General features: G+C 65.6%; 18 protein-coding genes. 7 read left to right on the forward strand and 11 right to left on the reverse strand.

Annotated features, from left to right (window positions below):
- Nucleotides 1-46 precede the first annotated feature (46 nt).
- The 3 genes from ppk1 (at nt 47) to Verru16B_RS15590 (ending at nt 3,546) form a co-directional block, all read left to right on the forward strand.
- The gene (ppk1, locus tag Verru16B_RS15580; RefSeq protein ID WP_083270401.1) at nt 47-2,209 is read left to right on the forward strand and encodes a polyphosphate kinase 1; all 2,163 of its coding nucleotides are present in this window, start codon (nt 47-49) and stop codon (nt 2,207-2,209) included.
- Nucleotides 2,210-2,296: 87 nt separating this feature from the next.
- Nucleotides 2,297-2,677, forward strand: coding sequence for a hypothetical protein (locus Verru16B_RS15585; protein ID WP_069963146.1), 381 nt, complete (start codon nt 2,297-2,299; stop codon nt 2,675-2,677).
- Nucleotides 2,678-2,898: 221 nt separating this feature from the next.
- Nucleotides 2,899-3,546: a hypothetical protein gene (locus Verru16B_RS15590; protein WP_069963147.1), complete on the forward strand. Its 648-nt coding sequence runs from the start codon at nt 2,899-2,901 to the stop codon at nt 3,544-3,546.
- Between the two features lie 28 nt (nt 3,547-3,574).
- Here the strand turns inward: Verru16B_RS15590 and Verru16B_RS15595 are convergent, their stop codons facing one another.
- From Verru16B_RS15595 to Verru16B_RS18400, 4 genes are all read right to left on the reverse strand, one after another.
- Nucleotides 3,575-4,801, reverse strand: coding sequence for a PP2C family protein-serine/threonine phosphatase (locus tag Verru16B_RS15595; RefSeq protein ID WP_069963148.1), 1,227 nt, complete (start codon nt 4,799-4,801; stop codon nt 3,575-3,577).
- A gap of 105 nt (nt 4,802-4,906) precedes the next feature.
- Nucleotides 4,907-7,030, reverse strand: a complete 2,124-nt coding sequence (locus tag Verru16B_RS15600) for a peptidase domain-containing ABC transporter (RefSeq protein ID WP_069963149.1) — start codon at nt 7,028-7,030, stop codon at nt 4,907-4,909.
- A 30-nt stretch (nt 7,031-7,060) separates the two neighbouring features.
- Nucleotides 7,061-8,083, reverse strand: a complete 1,023-nt coding sequence (locus Verru16B_RS15605) for a tetratricopeptide repeat protein (RefSeq protein ID WP_069963150.1) — start codon at nt 8,081-8,083, stop codon at nt 7,061-7,063.
- A 47-nt stretch (nt 8,084-8,130) separates the two neighbouring features.
- Complete coding sequence (locus Verru16B_RS18400) at nt 8,131-8,316, reverse strand: hypothetical protein (RefSeq protein WP_157772459.1); 186 nt, start codon at nt 8,314-8,316, stop codon at nt 8,131-8,133.
- A 408-nt stretch (nt 8,317-8,724) separates the two neighbouring features.
- On the opposite strand from Verru16B_RS18400, the gene Verru16B_RS18405 reads away from it, so the two are divergent.
- On the forward strand, nt 8,725-8,877 hold the full coding sequence (locus tag Verru16B_RS18405; protein WP_157772460.1) for a hypothetical protein: 153 nt from the start codon (nt 8,725-8,727) through the stop codon (nt 8,875-8,877).
- Between the two features lie 194 nt (nt 8,878-9,071).
- Here Verru16B_RS18405 and Verru16B_RS15610 read toward each other — a convergent pair whose 3' ends face one another.
- Entirely contained in the window at nt 9,072-9,710 is a 639-nt protein-coding gene (locus Verru16B_RS15610) for a hypothetical protein (protein ID WP_069963151.1), read from the reverse strand.
- 186 nt (nt 9,711-9,896) lie between these two features.
- On the opposite strand from Verru16B_RS15610, the gene Verru16B_RS15615 reads away from it, so the two are divergent.
- Together Verru16B_RS15615 and Verru16B_RS15620 are read left to right on the forward strand one after the other, a co-directional pair.
- A complete protein-coding gene (locus tag Verru16B_RS15615) occupies nt 9,897-10,559 on the forward strand; it encodes a metallophosphoesterase (protein ID WP_069963152.1) in 663 nt (220 codons plus the stop codon).
- A 71-nt stretch (nt 10,560-10,630) separates the two neighbouring features.
- Entirely contained in the window at nt 10,631-11,614 is a 984-nt protein-coding gene (locus tag Verru16B_RS15620) for a 3'-5' exoribonuclease YhaM family protein (protein ID WP_069963153.1), read from the forward strand.
- A 126-nt stretch (nt 11,615-11,740) separates the two neighbouring features.
- On the opposite strand, the gene Verru16B_RS15625 is transcribed toward Verru16B_RS15620, so the two are convergent.
- The 6 genes from Verru16B_RS15625 to coaE all read right to left on the reverse strand — a co-directional run bounded on the left by Verru16B_RS15625 (nt 11,741) and on the right by coaE (nt 20,128).
- Nucleotides 11,741-12,985: a type II secretion system F family protein gene (locus tag Verru16B_RS15625; protein ID WP_069963154.1), complete on the reverse strand. Its 1,245-nt coding sequence runs from the start codon at nt 12,983-12,985 to the stop codon at nt 11,741-11,743.
- Nucleotides 12,986-13,151: 166 nt separating this feature from the next.
- Entirely contained in the window at nt 13,152-14,828 is a 1,677-nt protein-coding gene (locus tag Verru16B_RS15630) for a GspE/PulE family protein (RefSeq protein ID WP_069963155.1), read from the reverse strand.
- A gap of 22 nt (nt 14,829-14,850) precedes the next feature.
- Complete coding sequence (locus Verru16B_RS15635; protein WP_069963156.1) at nt 14,851-15,933, reverse strand: type IV pilus twitching motility protein PilT; 1,083 nt, start codon at nt 15,931-15,933, stop codon at nt 14,851-14,853.
- 29 nt (nt 15,934-15,962) lie between these two features.
- Nucleotides 15,963-17,561 carry a GspE/PulE family protein gene (locus Verru16B_RS15640; protein ID WP_069963157.1) on the reverse strand — a complete coding sequence of 533 codons (1,599 nt, stop codon included), beginning with the start codon at nt 17,559-17,561 and terminating at the stop codon, nt 15,963-15,965.
- A gap of 28 nt (nt 17,562-17,589) precedes the next feature.
- Entirely contained in the window at nt 17,590-19,521 is a 1,932-nt protein-coding gene (gene rho, locus Verru16B_RS15645; protein WP_099093288.1) for a transcription termination factor Rho, read from the reverse strand.
- The gene (gene coaE, locus Verru16B_RS15650) at nt 19,505-20,128 is read right to left on the reverse strand and encodes a dephospho-CoA kinase (protein WP_069963784.1); all 624 of its coding nucleotides are present in this window, start codon (nt 20,126-20,128) and stop codon (nt 19,505-19,507) included. Before coaE ends, rho begins: the two co-directional genes overlap by 17 nt.
- Before the next feature lie 82 nt (nt 20,129-20,210).
- On the opposite strand from coaE, the gene Verru16B_RS15655 reads away from it, so the two are divergent.
- Nucleotides 20,211-21,065, forward strand: a complete 855-nt coding sequence (locus tag Verru16B_RS15655) for an HD domain-containing protein (protein WP_069963158.1) — start codon at nt 20,211-20,213, stop codon at nt 21,063-21,065.
- The last annotated feature ends 15 nt before the right edge of the window (nt 21,066-21,080 follow it).

Genomic DNA, 21,080 nt, shown 5'->3' on the forward strand with positions numbered 1-21,080 from the left:
CTTCACCACCCGGGGCCCGGCCCCGCCACTTTCCGTCCCAGCTCCCATGCCTCCCTCTCCCCGCGCCAAGCCCCGCTCCACCAAGATCACGGCCAAGACGGGTAAGTCCATCACCCCCAAGGCCGGCGGCAGCAAAATCGTCTACGCCAACCGCGAGATGAGCTGGCTGGCCTTCAACCGCCGCGTCCTCGACCAGGCCAAGAATGAGGCCAATCCGCTCCTCGAGCGCACTAAGTTCCTCGCCATCGTCAGCTCCAACCTCGACGAGTTCTTCGAGATCCGCATCGCCGGCTTGCTCCAGCAGAAGGATTCCACCGGCGGCGAGCCCAGCATCGACGGCCTCTCCCCCCGGGAGCAGCTGAAACGCGCCTTCTCGGAGATCCGTAAACTCGTCGACGAGCAGTACGCCTGCTGGAACGACCTCCTCGTGCCCGCGCTCGCCCGCGAGAAGATCACCTTCAAGACCGCCTCGCAACTGACCGCCGCCGAGCGCGCCTGGGTGCAGGACTACTTCGTCAAGCAGGTCCACCCGGTCCTCACGCCGCTGGCCATCGACCAGTCGCACCCCTTCCCGCAGATCGCGAACAAGACGCTCAACGTCATCGTCACGGTCGACAACCCCGACACCCCCGAGGTCGAGGGCCTCACCGCCGTCCTGCCCGTGCCGCGCATCCTCCCGCGCCTCGTCCAGATCACCCCCGACAAGCGCGGTCCGCAGACTTTCGTCTTCCTGAGCGAGATCATCAAGCTCTGCGCCGGTGAACTCTTCCCCGGCTACCGCGTGATCAGCGCCCAGGCCTTCCGCGTCACCCGCAACAGCGACCTCTACATCGACGACGAGGAGGCCGAGAACCTCCTCAAGAAGATCGAGGAGGAGCTGCGCAACCTCCGTCGCGGCGCCGCCGTGCGCCTGGAGATCGAGGCCGACGCCCCCGCGGCCGTCTTCCAGCTCCTCTGCGAGCACCTGCAACTCGACGAGGACCGCGTCTTCAAACTCGGCGGCCCCCTCAACCTGGTGCGCATGATGAGCCTCTCCGACCTCGTGGACCGGCCCGACCTGAAATTTGCTCCCTTCGCCCCCTGCGAACTGCCCGCGCTGAAGTCCGCCCCCAGCATCTACGCCGCCATCCACGAGGGCGACATCCTGCTGCACCACCCCTACGACTCCTTCAACCCCGTCGTCGAATTCGTCAAGCAGGGCGCCACGGATCCCGCCGTGCTGGCCATCAAGCAGACGCTTTACCGCACCAGCGGCGACTCGCCCATCATCGGCGCGCTCATCGAGGCCTCGCGCAACGGCAAGCAGGTCACCGCCCTGATCGAGCTCAAGGCCCGCTTCGACGAGGCCAACAACATCAAGTGGGCTAAGGAACTCGAGGAGGCCGGCGTCCACGTCGTCTTCGGTCTCGTCGGCCACAAGACCCACTGCAAATGCAGCATGATCGTGCGCCAGGAGGCCGACGGCATCCGCCGCTACGTGCACCTCGGCACCGGCAACTACAACCCGAAGACCGCCCGCCTCTACACCGACCTCAGCCTGCTAACCTGCAATCCCGAGATCACCGCCGAGGTCGCCCAGCTGTTCAACACGCTCACCGGCTTCGGCCGCACCCCGGAGTTCAAGCACCTGATCGTCGCCCCCTTCAACCTCCACTCCCGGATCCAGGAGCTGATCGCCAACGAGGCCACCAACGCCGCCGCCGGCAAGCCCGCCCGCATCATCGCCAAGATGAACAAGCTCGTGGACAAGGTGACCATCGACAACCTCTACGCCGCCTCCCAGGCCGGTGTGCAGATCGACCTCATCGTCCGCGCCACCTGCTGCCTCGTCCCGGGCGTGAAGGGCCTCAGCGAGAACATCCGCATCCGCAATCTCGTCGGCCGCTACCTCGAGCACCCGCGCATCTACTACTTCGAGAACGACACCGCGCCGCTCCTCTTTGCCGGCAGCTCCGACTGGATGACCCGCAATTTCTTCCGCCGCGTTGAGGCACTCTTCCCCATCTACCGGCCCGACCTGCGCGACCGCGTCCTCCAGGAGATCCTGCCCAGTGAGTTCAAGGACAACGTCGACGCCTGCGAACTCCAGCCGGACGGCACCTACCTGCCGCCCGTGCGCAAGGAAGGGGAGGCCCCCTTCTCCGCCCAAAAGCACTTCATGGCCCTCGCCGCCCAGCGCGCCACCGCCCCGCTCGAAGTCGCTCCCTGATCAAGGTGGAGCACGTTGCCCCCAACGTGCTTCCCCGACTCATTTTTCGCATTGGCCCCGCCCGCCCTTCCGCCAACGCTTTTGCGCATGGAGCCGGCCCCCTTCTTCGACGTCCCGCTGAACCTGCCCCACGCCGGCCGCATCGCCCGGCGCTTGGTCACTTATCTCCACCGCGACGGCCACCACGCCACCGCCGCCGCCGCCACGGCCGTGGCCCTGGTGGAACGGCTGGACCCGTATTTCGAAAGCGAGGAGAACCCGCCCTTGATCCACGTCGAGGCCGTTCGCGCCGAGGTCGCCGCCCTCGCCCGCCACTTTGTCGAGCAGGTTGAATTGGACGCCCTCGGTCACGACCGGCTGGGCCAGGCCGTGCGCAATTTGTTCGAGTGCCTCGAACTGGGCCGCGAGGGCGCCGCCCTCTCCCTCCGCGCCGGCGAGGACCCCGGTTCCATGCAGCGCCCCCGCTAAGCCTCGCCCACCACGGTGGAGCGCCTTGCCCCCAAGGCGCTGGTTCGAAGGCTTTAGCCGCGCGCGAGCGCCGCGACAACGTGGCCTCCGTCGTACCCTCATGCCCGTTCGCCCGATTTTGACTTTTCAACGCCCTTTGTTGTCCTCCCCCGGGAGCCGGCCGGCCTCCCCGCCGAAACTTCTATGTATTCACCGTTTTCTGTGGTTAACTCCCTCACCCCATGATCGACCCCCATGCTGAATTTGACCATGCCGTGCTCGACAAGATCGAGCTGAGCCCGATCGGTGCCCTGCCCACCACCCCCGCCTACCAGGACGCCCTCAAGCGGCTCTACGCCGCCCAGCAGGTCTACCCCAACGCCGACCACAAGGGCGGTCATGTCACGGCCCGCTCTCTTGCCAGCCTGCCCTGCTTCTACGCCCACAATCTCGACGACTTGATCGCCGGCGCGATCAGTGATGACGCGATCGAGCCCAACGCCAGCATCTACGAGCGCTATGTCCAGTCACTGGGCATCGACCACCGCGCCCGGGCCGAGGGCTTCCGCCAGACCGTGATCGGCAAGGCCGTCCACCACCGCGCCAAGGCCGGCCACGCCATCGTCCACGACCCGCTGCACACGCTTTTCCTCGTCCCCGGTTCCGGCCCGCACCCGGGCCTCCCCGGCAACTACCTGCACGGCTCGGTGTTTCATGTCGGCGACGAGGTCACCGGCCACTGGGTGGTCCACGTCCACGATCGCGAGGACGGTGCCTGCATCTTCCACACCCCCAAGCTCCCCGATGCCCTGGCCAAGCTCCAGGAAGTCATCGCCAGCGCTCCCTTCCACCTGAACGAATTGGAAGCCCTCGGCTTCAAGCTGACCTAGTAGCCGCGGACGAGGTCCCGGCCGACGCTCAAGTCCCCAGTTCGCCTACCACGAGACAAAGGTCGTCATCAAACGACTGGTGGCCCGAGAACTGCGCCGCTGACCGGCGGACCTCCCCCAGCAGTTGCTCCAAGTCCCCTTGGCGCGATTTCGCCAAAGCCGCGGCCACGCCGGCCGGGCCGAATTCCTGGCCGGCCTCGTTCGCCGCCTCGGTGATACCATCGGTGAAAAGTAAAAGGCGGTCGCCCAGTTCCAGCGGCAACGTGACCTCGCCATAAACGTGGTCATCAATCAGACCCAAGGCCGGGCCACAGACCCGGTCGGGCAGGACGAGCGGCGCCGCCAGGCCGGCGCGGACACTCCAGTGCAGGGGCGCAGGATGTCCCGCCTGCGCATAAGTCAGCCGCCGGGTGGCGGCATCGAGCTTCAAATACGCCGCCGTCACGAAGATCGTGTCCCCCGTGCGCTGGAGCATCTTGCTCAGGTGGGCGTTGAGCTGGGTCAGCAATGCCGCCGGATTCCCGGCCTGATGCCGCTGTTCTTCGATCAGCGTGCGCACCATGGCCGTGATCAGCGCCGAGCGCACGCCATGGCCCATGACGTCGCAGATGATGACTCCGGCGGCGGTATCCGAAATGGGGAGCACATCGAAGAAGTCCCCGCTGACGCCCCCTGCCGGCTCATAGAGCTGGGCAAAACGCAGCCGGGTGCCGTCATTCGCCCGACAGGCGGGAAACTCCCGCGGCAGCATGGCCAGTTGGACCTCCCGGGCCATCCGCACATCGTCCTCCATCTGGCGGTTTTTCGCTGCCGTCTCGGCCAGATTATCCATGAGCAACGTCGTCTGGAGCCGCACAAGATCCCGCACATAAATCAGGCCGATGAAATCCCCGGCCCCATCCACGAGCAGGATGTCATCGTAGAAATGCTCATCCCGCCGGGCGGCGATCTGTTGCAGCACATCCGTGAGCGGGGTCTCGACTGAGACGATGATCGCCTCAGGCAGAACGTGATCTCTCACCGCGGCCCGACCATAGAGGGCAAAACCGTACCGGGCGCCCAGCAGCATCCCAAGTTCGCGCCGCGCGCAAATCCCCACCAGCTGCCGCCCGTAGAGTACCGCCATGAAGTCATGGCGCCCGGCGGCAAAGCGCTGCTGGACCTCTTCCAGGGAATCGGTCGCACGTACAAAATCCCGGTGTCCCACTAGGGCGCGCAGGTTGCCGGGGCCGGCCGTGGGCGACTGATCAGACATCCCCGCAAGATTGACCCTCCCCCGCCAAACACAATCCGCCACGCCAAAGTCATCGTCTCGTAACATTCGTGAATCGCCGCCAGTGCGCGCCACCAAGCGACCGCCTCATAGAGCCGTCCAATCCTTGGCCGTCGGCGGGCTCTGATTCTGCAACCTTACGCCGGTGACCCTGCCGCCCTTCATCTCGACGACCTGGTCTGCACACCCTAGCACCGCCGGGTGATGGGCGGCGATGACAAGGGTGCGGCCTTCGTTCCGCAGCCGGCGGAGCAGGTCGAGGACCCGGCTCTCCGAAGCAGCGTCGAGTGACGCCGTAGGTTCATCCAACAGGAGCACCGGGGCATCCCGATAGAGTGCGCGGACAATCGCCAGACGCTGCCGCTGGCCCCCGGAGAGATTGGCCCCGTTCTCTGTGAGGTGCGTGAGAAAACCGCGCGGCAGGTTTTCAATCAGCTCTAGCACCCCAACCTCCCGGCACAGGGCATGCAACCGAGGGATATTCGGATGCGCCTCACCGGGCGCAAGATTCTCCAGCACGGTGCCCGAAAGCAAAACCGTGGCCTGAGGGACCACCGCCAAGTTCCGGCGCAGGGACTCCAAGGTAAATGCCTGGAAGTCGATCCCGCCAAACCTGATCTGTCCCCGGTCCGGCAGATAGAGGCGCTGAATCAACGCCAGGAGCGTGCTCTTGCCACATCCCGATTCACCGGCGAGCACAGTGATCCGCCCAGGTGGGAAAGTCAGCCTCACGTCATCCAGTGTCGCGCGACGTCCTACATGGCGGAATGAAACCCGGTCGATATGTACCGCGAGCGGTGCATCCCCCGCGAAGATCACGGTTCCCCCATCCTTCTCCTTGGCCAGGTCCATGATCTCATACAAGCGATCTGCCGCAATCAGCGCATCCTGGACTGACGTGCTAAGCCCGATGAGCCCCACAAGCGGAACCGTCAGGAAAGATGTTAGGGTATAACATGACATGAGCTCACCCAGAGTGAGTTGGCCCCGCAACACGAGGACCCCACCGCCCCAGAGAACCCCCAACAGGCTGGCTTGCGTCAGCAGGGCAGTCGCCAGCCCCCCGGACAGCGAAAGCAGCGATGACTGTCTGATCGATTCCTGCAGCAACTGGAGTTTCACGCCGGTCTTCCGCACCGCGTGTGCCTCGGTCCGAAAACGACGGATCACCGACTGCGCGGCCAGTGATTCGGTGAACTGCGCGGCAAAGTCCGCCGCCTTCTCCATCAGGTCGCGTTCCGTCCGCCGGTTGCCCCGATCCATGCACCAGTAGATCGCCGCACCCGCGGGCAGCAGTGCCACGGACACCAGGGCCAATTGGGGTGCATAGAGAAACATGCCCGCGAGCGAAAACAAGATGAGCAACGGGTTAAGCAGCAGTTGCGGTAGCGTGCTGTTCAGAAAAGCCCGGACATTCACCGCATCCCCCACCCGCGACGTGATCTCCCCCACCCGCATCGTATCGAAGAACACCTGGGGCAGACCCAGCAGGTGGGTGTAATATGACTGGATCAAATCGGTATCCATTCGCTGGGCCGTGCGCAACGCGAGCAAGGACTGCCCCGCCGCCAAACCCAACCGGGCCAGCAGCAGCGCCAGCATCACCACCCCCATGAGATAGAGATAGCCGGTGTCACGAGCAGGAATGATTTCATCGACCAGCTTCTGGACATAGACTGCCGTGCCCAAGGTGAACAGGGTGCCCAGGACCGACATGATGAACGCCAGCCCAAGGTCGACCCGGTGTGGCCACACCAGATGCCAGAGACGACGGCGTGCTGTCACCGTGCGATCACCGGTAACAAAACCCACCCCGGGCTCGAGCTTGAGCAGCACACCGGTCCAGACAGATTTGAACTTCTCCGGGGACCATTCCACCGTCCGTCCCTCGGCGGGGTCCATCACCTCGACCCGTTGGTCAGATAGCTGGGTGACCACCACGTAATGCAGCCCGCGCTCCTCCAGCAAGCAGTGGGCGATGACGGGCAGGGATGCCGCCGTTGCCTGCTCAAATGTACCCTTCAACCCCGTGGCCGTGAGTCCCAATTTTCGGGCGGCCTCGACCAAACCGAGGGCCGTCGTCCCTTGCTGGGTGGTCCCAGCCAGTGAACGCAAATATGTTACCGAATGGCGCAGACCGTGGTGCGCCGCAATCGCCGCCAGGCAAGCCGCCCCACAGTCCGTGACATCCCGCTGTTTGATCGCGATCACGATGAAGAGCGCCCTACGATCCTTCGCGATCTAACGCGCGACCACCTTGCTGCCTTGCTTGTGATATTTCTTCGCCAGCTTCTTGACGTGATCATCCACATTTTTCCACGCGCGCCTGGCTTCCTCCATGCGCTGCTTCGACTCATCCACCCGCCCGATTGATTTCAAAATGATGGCCGTATGCGCCAACACCTTGGCACGCTCCTCCGGCGTTATACCCTTGGCCGTTTCAAGATACTCCCTGCTGGCGACGAGCGCCTCTTCCACGTGCAGGAGCGACTGGGCCGACAGTTCAACGAATTTCTCCTGTCCTTGCCCATCTCCCGTGAATTCTGGCTCAATTTTTTTGCAGAGGGTGAATGCTCCGTCGTAATCCCCCATCTCTACTTTGGATTTAATCATTAGCATCACAGGATGGCGGTTTGAAGGATCCAAACGTTTCGCCTCCTCAAAGTTCATAATCGCTGCAGCGTGGTTATCCAACCTCACCTGGAGCATGCCCTGCACTAAAGCATAATCATGCGCACTTCTCTGACTAAGTTCCGATAAGTGCAGCTTTAGCTTAGCCGTATCTCCTCCGAATAGCTTCGGCATGCTGTAGACCATAATCAGTACGATGCGGGCGGTGTGACAGTCCGGGTCGCAGGCCACCGCGTACTCAGCAGAGCGAACTGCTTTTTTCAGCTTGGTGAACGATTGAATCACATTGCCTGAATCCACACTGGCTATGATTGCCCGCAAGTGAAGCATGTGGGCGGCGGCCGATTTTGGCAGTCGTCGAGCAACATCCTCGCAGATCTCGAGCACGCCAGGCTCATCGAGTCTTATTTCGCAGTATGCATAAACCAGCCAGAGGTCTGGGCACGATTGCTCCGCGTCCGAGCGACACAGCGCCCGGGCCTGAGCCCGGGCGCTGGTGATGTCGCCTTCCTTGGCCATGACCGCCAGCTCACGGACGCAGGGCCCCGTGAAAGTTGTGATCTGACGATAGTCGGGCGCCGCAATACCTGTGATCGCCAGACTTAGGCAGGATAATAGCCAGTACCGCGCCATAACTAGATCCAATTGCGAATACCGTAATACCAATCAGGGGTGTCGAGTTACCAACCGAAGAAAGCCCTGACTTCACCAAACAGTGCCTTCAAGCCTTGGCCGATTTTTTTAAGCCCCGCAATGAACAGATCAACACCTTGACCAATAAAGGAGCCTGGCGAGCCTTCATTGGCTACTCCTCCACACGTCCCTTCGAGTTCCGCCGCGGTCATTTCGATCATCGCACTTTTCATGGTAGTATTGAGTTTTCCCTGACGATCCCGCGAGACGCGCGGGGCGTTTCCGGCCTCGAGGCCAAAAGGATTTGGTTTCTGGGGCAATAAAACCACTCCTCGCCCGGACCCACACGCCCGCATTTTACGTCAAATTACGTAGACAAAGCGCTTGCCAACCCTTCGCGCCCTCCGCGGTCCCACCGTCCGACAGACCAACCGATCCCTCGGCCGCTTTCGCCACCGCCGACCCCGCTCCCTGCCTCCCCGGTTGTCCGCCCGGATCTACATCCCGTCCCACCCGGGATTGAAACCCGGACTAGGGACGAACGGCCCCAACTCTCGGCACAGCAAATGACTTACATTGACCAACCCATGCGCAGGTAATGCCGTTGCCCGTCGCGCTGCTCTTGCGCGACACTGACCACGATGAAATCGCGCTGCCAGCCGGCGATCGGCTCCCTCCTTGGCGCCGCCCCTGGCTGTCTCCTGCCCCTGGTGGAAAAAACCCTCACCGACTACGACGCCATCCGCGAGCACTTCGGCCCCGGCCGCACTTCCGCCCAGCCCGCGACCCCCTGAACCTGGCCCCGAGCCTGCCTCAAGGAGGAACCCGGCCGTCGGACGGGTTGTTTTAACCCCTAGCGCCCTCCGCACGAGTCCGCCTCAACCGACAATATCGGTTTAGAGTAGAGCCAGTCTCCGTCAGGCCCAAGATGCTCAATAGGTCGGTCAAAGACCGGCCCGTTACTCCTTCCCACCCTTCGCGAGAAACGTCAGCTCGTCACCACGGGCTCTGCCGGTGCCACCGGCTGCGCCGGGGTAGTCTCCGCGGCCGGCGCGGTGACCGGAACCGCCTTCGGCTTCGGCGTCCCCACCAGCACCCCGAGGTGCTCCTGGATCTTCTGGAAAAACTCGGCGTTCAGGTCGCCCACCGGTACCTCGTACATCACGTGCGACGGCATGTGCTCGAGCAACTGCCGGCTGCGGTCCGCGCTCAGTCCGCGCGGCTTAAGGATCTTCTTCCGCTCCAGCATGAGCGCGAGGAATTGCAGCAGCGGTGTATTGATCGCCTCGGAGGTGCCGTCCTCGATCCCGTTCTCCGACCCCGCCCCGGCGGCCGTCGCCAGCGTCAGGAACAGGTTCTCCGCCGTGAACTTCAGGTTGCGATCCGTGTTGTCATCCCGGCGCGGCCGGAAATCGGCCGTCACCCACCGGCAATAGACGAAGGCGGGCGGCATGAACTTGCCATCCTCGCTTTCCAACAGGTCCCGCCGCGCCACCTCGCCGGAGGCCTGCCCTGAGCCTGTCGAAGCGGCCTCCCGCACGAGGTAGCTGACGACACGGTCATGCTCCGCGAAGTCGCGGCCGCTGACGAAACACTTTGTGGCAATCGGGTGAAGATTCAGCTCCATGGGACGTTTCTTGTTTACCCCCGGACAGGGTGAAAGCTAGCAAATTGATTCAGGAAGGGGTGAGTAGCGAGTAGCGTGTAGCGAGCATCCTCAAAAAATGCGAGTGACACGCTGGCGGTCGACACCATTCCCTTCCCCAGATGCCGGTTATACTCACTACCCGCTACTCACTACCCGCTACTGTCCATGTCCGGTAGACTCATCGCCGTCGGCGACATCCACGGCTGCCACAAGGAATTCGAGGACCTCCTCGAGAAGCTCGACCTCAAGAAGGACGACCGCCTCATCCTCCTCGGCGACCTCATCAGCCGGGGGCCCGACAGCGGCAAGGTCGTCGCCCTCGCCCGCGAACACGCCACCGCTTCCCTCCTCGGCAACCACGAGCTCCGCCACCTCAACTACCGGCGCACCGACGACCCCACCCACCTCAAGAAATACGACTACGCCACGATGGAACAGCTCCGCGGCAAGGACTGGGACTACCTCGAGTCCATGAAGCTGACCTACTCCGACGAAGAACTCGGCGTGGTCTTCGTCCACGGCGGCTTCCTCCCCGATCGCCCCTGGCAACGCCAGCCGGCTCGCATTGTCACCCGCATCCAGGTCGTGGGCAAGGACGGCGAACCCCACAAGCGCTCCGAGATGCCCGACGCTCCCCACTGGTCCACCCTCTGGGAAGGCCCGCCCTTCGTCGTCTACGGCCACACCCCCCGCGAGGAGGTCTCCCGCACCAAGTGGACCCTCGGCATCGACACCGCCTGCGCCATGGGCGGCTGCCTGACCGCCTATATCCTCCCCGAAAAGAAGCTCGTCCAGGTCAAGGCCCGAGAGACGTACTACAGGCGCTGAGTGCCTGGTCGCCTGATTCCAGGCTGTCTTTTAATCTGTCCTCCCCCCGCCGTCCTCTGTTTTCTGGGGGTATGGCCGACCACCCCACCCCGCTCGCCGTCCGCGACATCAAGACCCTCCCGAGCGGCGACACCTTCACCGGGGTCCTGCTCGTCCGCCGGGTCACCACCAAGACCGCCAAAAACGGCAACGCCTTCCTGAGCCTCGAACTTGGCGACAAGACCGGCACCTTCCCCCTGAATGTTTTCGGCGACAGCCCCGCCTACGAGCTCTTCACCGGCCTCAAGGACGGCGGCATCGTGCGCATCGAGGCCAAAGTCGAATTCTACCAGGAGCGCCTCTCGCCCCGCCTCCTGCGCGCCGAGCCCCTGTCGATGGACCAGCTCAGCGGCTCCGCCGTGCTTGCCAACCTCGTCGAGACCGCCCCCGAGGACGCCGACGCCCTCTGGGCCGAATTCCAGCAGCACATCGCCTCCATCGGCCACGCCGAGCTGCGCGCCACCGTCCAGGCGGTGTTCGATGACATCGGGGACCAGTTCCGCATCGCGCCGGCCGCCGTCGCCATGCACCACGCCTACCGCCACGGCCTGCTGGAGCACACCACCCACATGGCCCGCGCCGCCAAGGCCCTGCTTCCCCTCTACCCGGAGATCGATGCCGATCTCGCGATGGCCGGCGTGCTGGTCCACGACACCGGCAAGGTCATCGAATACCAGGGCGACCTCGTCACCACCAAGAGCCGCAAGGGCATCCTCCAAGGCCACGTCGTCCTCGGCTACCAGCTCGTGCGCAAGGCCGGCATGAAGACCAAGCTCAACCCCGACCTCCTCGAGCGGCTGGAGCACATCGTCCTCAGCCATCAGGGCGAACTCGAGTGGGGCGCCGCCGTCATCGCCGCCACCCCCGAGGCCGTCTTCGTCGCCAAGGTTGACGACCTCGACGCCAAGATGGGCATGGTCCAGCGCCTCCTCCGCCAGGCCGGCGAAGACACCCCGTTTTCCGACAAACACCTGGGCCTGAATTCGCAGCTCCTCCTCACGAAGCCGGTTAAGTAAAACCAGCGCCCCGGGCGCTTGGCCTTACTCAATCGGTGTCACGCCAAGCCGCCAAGGCGAGCAGGCCACCCGCCACCTCTCGTTACCGTCTGCCTACTTTGCGGCTCTGCGCCTCTGCGTGAAAATTCAGGAGAGAAGCTGCACGATCCGGATGATCGGCAAAAACAGCGCGATCACGATCGTGCCCACGATCAGGGCCAGAAACAAAATCAGGACCGGCTCGATCAACGAGCTGAGACCGGCGACGGCGTTGTCCACCTCCTCCTCGTAGATGTCGGCCACCTTGTTGAGCATCTCCGGCAACTGGCCGGACTGCTCCCCCACCTCGATCATGCTCGTCACCATCGGCGGAAAAACGTGGGTGGCCTCCAGCGGCCGCGCCACCGGGGCGCCCTCTTTGACCCGTTCATGCACGCGCATGATCGCCGCCGCCACCCGCGCGTTGCCGCACGTGTCCCGGGTGATGAGCAAGGCCGGCAGGATGGGCACGCCGCTCGACAGCAGGGTCCCCAGCGTCCGGCCAAACCGCGCGACGATGGCCTTCAGGAAGAGGTCGCCAAAGAGCGGGAGCTTCACGACCAGCGTGTCCACGAGGCGCGCCCCCGCCTCGGTCCGGCGGAACAGCCGGAAGCCGATCCACCCCGCCAGCACCACGCCGAAGGTGAGCCACACCTGGTGCCGCACCGCGTCGCTGACCGCGAGCACGGCCTGCGTGAGCGGGGGCAACGGCGCCCCTTTCAGCAGGTCGGCGAAGATCTGCTGAAACTTCGGCACCACGTAGACCAGCAGCCCGGCGAGGATCACCAGCGCGACCGACAGCACGACCGCCGGGTAGACCATCGCCGCGACGACCTTCCCGCGCACATGCAGGCTCTTCTCCTGGAACCGGGCCAGCCGGTCGAGCACGCCGTCGAGCACCCCGCCCGCCTCGCCCGCCTTGATCATGTTCAGGTAAAGCCGGTCAAAGACCCGCGGGTGCCGCGCCATCGCCGCCGACAGTGTGTCGCCCGTCTTGATGCTCCCGGCCAGCCCCTCGACCACCCGGCGGAACGACTCGTTGCGCTGCTGCCGCGCCAGGGCCTCCAGGGCTTTCAACAACGGCATGCCCGCCCGCAGCAGCGTGCCCAGCTGCCGGGTGAACACCGCCAGCTCGCGGGCCCCGACCGGACGCAGGAACGGCACGCTGAGCGCCCACGCCATCCGTCCTGTCGCACCCGTGTCGCCCCCTGCCCGTTCCACCGGCGCCACCGCCGTGGGAAACAGGCCCTGCGCGCGCAACGCCGCCGCGGCCTGCTGGGCATCGTCCGCGTCCAGCCGCCCCAACTTCTTCGCGCCGGTCGCATCCAAGGCGGTGTATTTGAAGACAGGCACGATCAGGCTCCTGATTTGAACCACCGCGGCCCCATGGCACGGATCGCCATGAAGGGCTGTTTGTAATCACTCCGCCGTGGCACCTGATGAACATCAGGGCAAAATCCGGTCACGCCGTCGTGCCGCTGGTAGCTTTGCGTCCCCCTGTCTTCGTGTTTCATCAGCCTCAGATGTATTTGACCACTTCCTCGACCGTCGTGTCCCCCGCCGCCAGCGCCACCAACGCGGCCTCTCGCAGGGTGACCATGCCGTCCGCCACGGCTTGCTGGCGCAACGCCACGAGCGAGGCCCCCTGCACCATGAGTTCCCGCAACGCATCACTGACCAGCAGGAATTCAAAGATCCCGATCCGGCCCCGGTAACCGGTCTGATGACAGGCCGGGCAGCCCGCGCCCCGGTAAAACGCCGTCCCGGCCGGCACGCCCAGCTGGCGCACCAACGCCTCCGGCGGCGTGTGGGCCGTGCGACACTCCGGACAAATCCGTCGCAGCAACCGCTGCGCCAGCACCGCCTCCACCGTCGAGGCCAGCAGGAACGGGGCGATGCCCATGTCCACCAGGCGCGTGACCGCCGACGGTGCGTCGTTGGTGTGCAACGTCGTCAGCACCAGGTGGCCGGTCAGCGAGGCCTGGATCGCGATCTGCGCGGTCTCCAGGTCGCGCACCTCCCCGACCATCACGATGTCGGGGTCCTGCCGCAGGAAGGTCCGCAACGCGCGCGAAAAGGTCAGGCCGGCGGCCAGGTTCACCGGCACCTGCATGATGCCGTCGATCTCGTACTCCACCGGATCCTCGACGGTCAGGAGCTTCGCCTCGGGCTGGTTCAGCAGCTTGAGGCAGCTGTAGAGCGTCGTCGTCTTGCCCGAACCGGTCGGGCCGGTGACGATGAAGATGCCGTTCGGACGGCGGATGATCGCCTCCACCCCGCGGCGCACCGGCGGCGGCAGGCCGAGTTGCGCGAGCTCCAGGCGCACCGCCGACTGGTCCAGCACGCGCAGCACTACGCTCTCGCCGAACTGGGTGGGCAGCGTGGACACGCGCAGGTCCACGGCGCGTCCGGCCAGCGTCAGCCGGATACGGCCGTCCTGCGGCAGGCGGCGCTCGGCGATGTTGAGGCTCGCCAACACCTTGAGGCGGGAGATGACCGGCAGGGCCAGCGCCGGCGGCGGCGGCGCGAGTTCGAGCAGCGCGCCGTCAATGCGGTATCGGATGCGAAACTCATGCTCGAAGGGCTCGAAATGCAGGTCCGACGCCCGGTCGCGGATCGCCTGCGCCAGCACGAGGTTGACGTAGCGGATGATGGGCGTCTGTCCCGCCATTTGCTCGATGTCGGTTTCGCTCAGCGTCCCGGTGGCGTCGCGGGCCTGCGCCCGCAGGTCGCCCAGCACGTCCTCCAGCGAGGCGTCATCCTCGCCGTAATGCCGCCGCATGAGCCCCTGCACCTGTTCGGGGTCGGCCACCGTCACGCGCACGTCCCGTTCCAGCGCAAAGGCCAGGTCGTTCACCAGCCCGGGATTGAAGGGATCCACCGCCGCCACCGTGACGGTGAATTCATCCGTCGCGAGCGGGGCGACGCCATAGGTCCGGGCCAGCGCGGCGCCAACGAAGGTGGCCGCGTCGTCGGGCAGGCTGGCCGGCAGGACTGCCGCGTACTCGCCGCCGATGTGCTCCGCCACGGCCCGCAGCAGGCCGGCCGGTTCGATCAGGCCCAGGTCCAGGACGGTCCGGGCCAGCGCCTTGCCGCTGCGCCGGTGCTCGTCGTACGCCGCCTGGAGCGCGGCCGGCTCCACCAGCCGCCGCGCGGCAAGCAGGTCGTGCACCGCCTGGTCGTGTCCCTCGAACATGGCGGTGGCAACGCGGGCCGGCTCAGAGGTCGCGCAGCTTGAATCCCATGCTCAGCAGCTTCTCGCGCATGGCGACGGGCTCCTGCGACTTCTCCAGCGCCTCGTCGGGCTCGATGAGCTCCTTGTTCACCAGGCTCATGAGATGCGTGTCGAGCGTGATCATGCCCAGGTTCGCGCCCGTCTGGATGTCGGAGGGGATACGGAAGGTCTTGTTGTCGCGGATCAGCGAGGCGATGGACGAGGTGTTGACCATGATCTCGTAGGCCGCGATGCGCCCGCCGGTCTTCTTCTTGCACAGGCCCTGGGAAATGACCGCGATGATCGAGGTCGAGAGCTGGGTGCGGATCATCTCCTTCATGTTGGCCGGGAAGGCGTCGACGATGCGGTCGACGGTCTTGGCCGCGCTGTTTGTGTGCAGCGTGCCGAACACCAAGTGACCCGTCTCGGCCGCCGAGATGGCCGCCTCGATCGTCTCCAGGTCGCGCAACTCACCGACCAGGATCACGTCCGGGTCCTGGCGCAGGGCGCGCTTAATCGCCTCGGAGAAGCTTGGCACGTCGGAGCCGACCTCGCGCTGGGTCACGACGCACTTCTTGTGCGGGTGGTAATATTCGATCGGGTCCTCGATCGTGATGATGTGGCCGTCGCGGTTCTCGTTGATGTAATTCACCATCGAGGCGAGGGTCGTCGACTTGCCCGAGCCCGTCGGGCCCGTGACCAGGAACAGGCCGCGCGGGCGGTAGAGCAGCTCCTTGATCTTGTCCGGCATGCCGATGGCCCGCAGGTCGAAGAGCTGGTTGGGGATCTGGCGCAGGACGAGGCCGTAGTTGCCCTTGGCCTTGAGCACGCTGACGCGGAAACGGGCCTTGTCGCCAAAGGCGAAGCCGAAGTCGGTGCCGCCGTTGAGCTTCACGTTCTGGATGTGGTTGTCCGGCGTGATCGAGAGCATCAGCTGCTCCGTGTCCTCGGGCCGCAGCTCGGGGCCGTCGATCGGCGTCATGCTGCCGCGCAAACGCAGGCAGGGCGGCACCCCGACCTGAAGGTGCAGGTCGGAGCACTTCTGGTCGACGACCAGCTCGAGAAGATCGTTCATTTCATAGCTCATGCGGTGGGTGGGTTATAAATAGGTGGGCCTCAGACGGTGTCGCCGACGGTGACCGCCACCACTTCTTCGATGGTGGTGAGGCCGGCAAGGACTTTGCGGATTCCGTCTTCTCTCATGGTGCGCATTCCGTCCCGCCGGGCCTGCTCGCGCAAGCGGACAGCGGTAACGTTGTCGTAAATCATGCCGCGAATCCCGTCGTGGACGAGAAAGATTTCAAAAATTCCCATCCGCCCCCGGTAGCCGGTGCCATGGCAGGCGGCGCACCCGGCGCCATGGGCGAAGTCAGCCCCGGCCACCTGGGCCGGCCCGAGCCCCAGGGCCTGCAGCTCGCGGGGCGCCGGCGTGTAGGCCCGGCGGCAGTCCGGGCAGATCCGCCGCACCAGCCGTTGCGCCATCACGGACCGCAACGCGGCGGCCACGAGGAAGGGTTTGGCCCCGATGTCGATCAGCCGCGTGACGGCGGAGGGCGCATCATTGGTGTGCAGGGTGCTGAACACCATGTGGCCGGTCAGCGAGGCGTTGATGGCGATCTCCGCCGTCTCCGCGTCGCGGATTTCACCCACCATGACCACGTTCGGCGCCTGGCGCAGCATGGCCCGGAGCGCGGCGGCAAAAGTCATGCCGATCGCCGCGTTCACCGGCACCTGGTTGATGCCCGTAAGCTGGTACTCGACCGGCTCCTCCACCGTGATGATCTTCCGGTCCGCCCGGTTCAGGTGCTGCAGGCTGGCGTACAGCGTGGTGGTCTTGCCCGAACCCGTCGGGCCCGTGACCAGCATGATGCCGTCGGGCGCGGCGATCTGCCGCTCAAAACCCGCCTGGTCGTCGGGCAGGAAACCCAGCTCGGGCATGCCGAGTTTCAGGCTCTCGGCGTCCAGGATGCGCATCACGATGCTCTCGCCGTGGGCCGTCGGCAGCGAGGAAACCCGCAGGTCCAGCGCCCGGCCGTCCACCGTCACCTGGATGCGGCCGTCCTGCGGCACGCGCTTCTCCGCGATGCTGATGTTCGCCATGATCTTCAACCGGGAGATGATCGCGAGCTGCAGGCGCTTGGGCGGCGGCCCGGCCTCGTGCAGCACGCCGTCGATGCGGTACCGCACCCGGAAGCGCCGCTCCAGCGGCTCCAGGTGGATGTCGGAGGCCCGGCGCCGGATCGCATCGGTGATCAGGTCGCGCACCAGCCGGATGACCGGCGCATCGCGCTCGGTCGCGGATTCATCCCGCAACGCCTCGGCGGCGGGCGGGGCCTCGGGCGCCTGCCCGTCGTAGCTGCGCACGATCGCCCGGCGGATGTCGGCAGCCGTCGCCAGCACCGCCTCGACCGGCTCGCCGGTGGCGTACTCCAGGCTGTCCATCACGTCGGCGGCGATGGGGTCGGCGATCGCGACCTGCAGCCGGCCGCGCGCGCGCCCGCAGGGCACGACCTGGTGGGCGCGCACGAAGTCCGCCGGCAGGGCCGCGCGCACGTCGGCCGCGATCAGCCGGTCCCCGATTTCCACGAAGGCCATGCCAAAGTGCTCGGCCACGGCCCGCGCCACCGCGGTGCGGTCGGCCGGCGCCGCGTCCCCCGGCCGGAGCAGGCCGCGCTGGTGCGCGATCTGCAGGAGGGGATCGGCGGCGGTCGTCACGATGGGGGCCGGTCCCGCGTACGCGGGGTCAGCGGTTCAGGCTCAGGAGGAACTCCGTGTTCGTCTTGGTCTTCTTGAGCCGCTGGATGAGCATGTCCATCGAGTCGGCGGCGGGCACGCCCTGCATGGCGCGGCGCAGGGAGTAGATCTTGATGAGCTCGTCGGGGTGGTAGATGAGCTCCTCCTTGCGCGTGCCGGACTTGTCGATGTTGATCGCGGGGAAGATGCGCTTGTTGACGAGGTCGCGGTCGAGGTGGAGCTCCATGTTGCCGGTGCCCTTGAATTCCTCGAAGATGATCTCGTCCATGCGGCTGCCCGTGTCCACCAGCGCGGTGCCGATGATCGTGAGGCTGCCGGCGCCCTCGATGTTGCGCGCCGAGCCGAAGAAGCGCTTGGGCTTCTGCAGCGCGGTGGCCTCGAGGCCGCCCGACATGATCTTGCCGCTGTTGGAGGCGAGCGCGTTGTAGGCGCGGGCCAGGCGGGTGATCGAGTCGAGCAGGATCACGACATGCTCGCCGTGCTCGACGAGCCGGCGGGCCTTCTCGATCACCATCTCGGCGCAATGCACGTGGCTCTCGGGCGCCTCGTCGAAGGTCGAGCTGACGACCTCGCCCTTGCAGTGGCGCTTGAAGTCCGTGACCTCCTCGGGGCGCTCGTCCACCAGCAGGATGATGAGCTTGGCCTCGGGCGAATTCTCCACGATGGAGTTCGCCATATTCTGCATCAGGACGGTCTTGCCGGTGCGCGGCGGGGCCACGATCAGGCCGCGTTGGCCGAAGCCGACGGGCGTGACGATGTCGACCATGCGCATGGAAACGTCCTTCGCCCCCTGGACCTCAAGCCAGCAGCGCTTGAGCGGATAATAGGGCGTGAGCTCCTCGAAGGCCTGGATCTTGGAGATCTGGTCGGGCTCGCCGCCCATGACCTTGCGGATGGCGACGACCGCCGGGCAGCGCTCGTTGGCGCCCTGCGGGGCCTGCACCTGCACCTCGACCTGGTGGCCGCGGCGGAGGCCGAAATGCTTCACGAAGATCTCGGGCAGCAGCGCGTCCTCGGGATAGAGGCGGTAGTTCACGTCCTCATGGACGACGAAACTCAGGCCGCGCTCGGTCATGTCGATGTAGCCGCGGTCGAGGAGCGGGAGCTTCTGCTCGATGGCGGCGGCGAACACGAGGGTCAGCAGCTGCCGGCGGTTTGGCACGCCCTCAATCTTGGCGCCCAGCTTGCGGGCGAAGGCCGTGAGGTCGGCATGGTTCAACGCATACAGCTCGTTGAGCCAGATCGCGTCGGCCTTGCTGTCAGCAATGTCGGCGGCGACCGTCGCCAGCGTCTCAATGTTGGTGAAACGCGCCGGATCCGGCAGGTCACCGTAGATGATCTGCTCCTTGGGCGGGAGGGGTTGCGGGGGTTTGTTGCTGCCGCCGCCGCCCTGGAAGTTGGGTTTCCCCCATTTGCCGCCGCCACCACCGCCGCCACCACCACCGCCGCCTTGGGGAAAATTCTTACCGCGGTGACGCCGGCCCCATTTACCGCCGCCGCCTTGGAATTGGCCGCCGCCGTTGCCGCCGCCATTGCCGCCGCCGTCGTCATAGTTGCCCTGTCCGCCTTGTCCGCCCTGCCCACCCTGCCCGCCCGAAGGCTGGAACGCGGGGGGATGGTCAGCGCCACCCGAGGCCGGCTGGTCCGGCGGCGGGGCCGCCGGTGCCGGGGTCGGGACAAAAATCTGCTCGCGCACGGGTTCGGGCGCAGGGGCGGGCGCCGGCGCGGGGGCGGGCTCGCGGGCCTCCACCAGCGGCAGCTCCGGGGCGGCCTCGGGGGCCGATTTCTCGCCGGCGGGGGCGGCCTTGGCGCTCTTAGCGCGGTAAAGCCGGGAGCGGGGGCGCGCGGGACGTTTCGTTTTGGCCGACTCACTGGAGGCGGCTTTGCTGTTATCCTCTTCGGATTTAGGAGGGACGGACATGAAGGCGGTCGTGGGACCGGGATGGGGGTGATGACAAGAGGCGGTCGGCCAAGGTATTGACCTGTTCTCGCAGAAATTCAGGGGATCCGTCGTTCAGGAGAACATGATCTGCCAGTTCGCACTTTCGAGCCAGTGGCAGTTGCTTGACCAGGCGCTGGCGGGCTTGGTCCGGGGGGACGCCACGCTGCTCCAGCCGCCTCAGTTGAGTCGCGGAGTCTGTGGTTACGCAGACAATGAAATCAAACCAATTCTCGAGCTGTTTTTCGAAGAGCAGCGGCACCTCCACGATGAAGGCCGTCCCTTCCGCCGCCGCGAACACCTCCCGCCAGCGGGCGAAGAGCAGCGGATGCAGCAGATCCTCCAGCCACGCCAGCGCCGCCGGGTCGGAAAACACCTTCTCCGCCACCTTGTCCCGGCGCACGGACCCGTTGGCCGCCAGCATGGCGCTGCCCAGCCGGGCGCGGATGGCTTCGGCGATTTGCGGGCTGGGCAGCAGCTCATCGCGGATGAGCTGGTCGGCGTCGAGTCGCCGGAATCCCCGCTCAGCGAACAGGGCCGCCACCGTGGATTTTCCCGTGCCCATCCCGCCGGTCAGGCCGACGATCAAGTTGGTACGACTCACCATGGGGAATTGCCCCGACAATGGGCTTGCTGCAAGTACCTAGCAACCCCTATTTCGGAGGCGCCGAATGGTCCCCCCCCACGCAGTCAACACGAAGAGCACGGCCGCCGTGCTCCAGGCGGTCCGCACGGCCTTCGCCGGCATCGGGGGCGAGGCCAGTTTTCCGCTGTTGGGCCGGTTGTTCGCCGATGTGCAGGACATGTTCGAGGGCCGTTACGCCGGCTACCAGGGCATCGACATGACATACCATGATTTCGAGCACACCCTGCAGGCCACCCTCTGTCTCGTCCACCTCCTCGAGGGCCGCAGCCGGACGCCCGACAAGCCGGTCCTGACCATCCGCGACTGGGAACTCGGCGTGATGGCCGCACTCCTGCATGACGCCGGTTACCTGAAAGCCAACCACGACCTCGAGGGCACGGGCGCGAAATACACCTTCGTCCACGAGCGCCGCAGTTGTGACTTCGCCCGGGAATACCTCCCCCGCATGGGCGTAACCGCCACCGAGATCGACGACATCTGCTCCGCCATCATCTGCACCGGACCGCGGAACAAGATCAGCCAGATCTCCTTTCGCAGCGAACAGGGCCGGCACTTCGCCTTCCTCCTGGTGACCGCCGACTACCTCGCCCAGATGAGCGCGCCCGACTACCTGGACAAGCTGCCCGCCCTCTACCGCGAGTTTCTGGAGGGGTTCGCCTTCGAGCAGACGCCGCCGGAGAAACGCCCTTATCACAGCTACCGCGAACTGCTCGAGCGCACGCCCGGTTTCTGGCATGATTACGTTCGTCCCATGCTCGACTTTGAGGCCGGCGGGGTTCATCGCTATCTGACGACAGCGGGCCAACCCAATCCGTATCTGCAGGCCGTCGAGGCCAATCTCAGCGAGCTCCGACGCCGTTTGCAGGCCGGGTTGGTTTAACCAACCACCCTTCGC

The organism is Lacunisphaera limnophila, assembly GCF_001746835.1.
Lineage (GTDB): Bacteria > Verrucomicrobiota > Verrucomicrobiia > Opitutales > Opitutaceae > Lacunisphaera > Lacunisphaera limnophila.

Bases quoted from the DNA above. Each gene is read 5' to 3' on its own strand.
- Verru16B_RS15590 (WP_069963147.1), top strand. From the start codon at position 2,899: ATGATCGACCCCCATGCTGAATTTGACCATGCCGTGCTCGACAAGATC.
- Verru16B_RS15605 (WP_069963150.1), bottom strand. From the start codon at position 8,083: ATGGCGCGGTACTGGCTATTATCCTGCCTAAGTCTGGCGATCACAGGT.
- rho (WP_099093288.1), bottom strand. From the start codon at position 19,521: ATGTCCGTCCCTCCTAAATCCGAAGAGGATAACAGCAAAGCCGCCTCC.
- Verru16B_RS15615 (WP_069963152.1), top strand. From the start codon at position 9,897: ATGTCCGGTAGACTCATCGCCGTCGGCGACATCCACGGCTGCCACAAG.
- Verru16B_RS18400 (WP_157772459.1), bottom strand. From the start codon at position 8,316: ATGAAAAGTGCGATGATCGAAATGACCGCGGCGGAACTCGAAGGGACG.
- Verru16B_RS15630 (WP_069963155.1), bottom strand. From the start codon at position 14,828: ATGTTCGAGGGACACGACCAGGCGGTGCACGACCTGCTTGCCGCGCGG.
- Verru16B_RS15595 (WP_069963148.1), bottom strand. From the start codon at position 4,801: ATGTCTGATCAGTCGCCCACGGCCGGCCCCGGCAACCTGCGCGCCCTA.
- Verru16B_RS15635 (WP_069963156.1), bottom strand. From the start codon at position 15,933: ATGAGCTATGAAATGAACGATCTTCTCGAGCTGGTCGTCGACCAGAAG.
- ppk1 (WP_083270401.1), top strand. From the start codon at position 47: ATGCCTCCCTCTCCCCGCGCCAAGCCCCGCTCCACCAAGATCACGGCC.
- Verru16B_RS15610 (WP_069963151.1), bottom strand. From the start codon at position 9,710: ATGGAGCTGAATCTTCACCCGATTGCCACAAAGTGTTTCGTCAGCGGC.
- Verru16B_RS18405 (WP_157772460.1), top strand. From the start codon at position 8,725: ATGAAATCGCGCTGCCAGCCGGCGATCGGCTCCCTCCTTGGCGCCGCC.
- Verru16B_RS15620 (WP_069963153.1), top strand. From the start codon at position 10,631: ATGGCCGACCACCCCACCCCGCTCGCCGTCCGCGACATCAAGACCCTC.
- Verru16B_RS15655 (WP_069963158.1), top strand. From the start codon at position 20,211: ATGGTCCCCCCCCACGCAGTCAACACGAAGAGCACGGCCGCCGTGCTC.
- Verru16B_RS15585 (WP_069963146.1), top strand. From the start codon at position 2,297: ATGGAGCCGGCCCCCTTCTTCGACGTCCCGCTGAACCTGCCCCACGCC.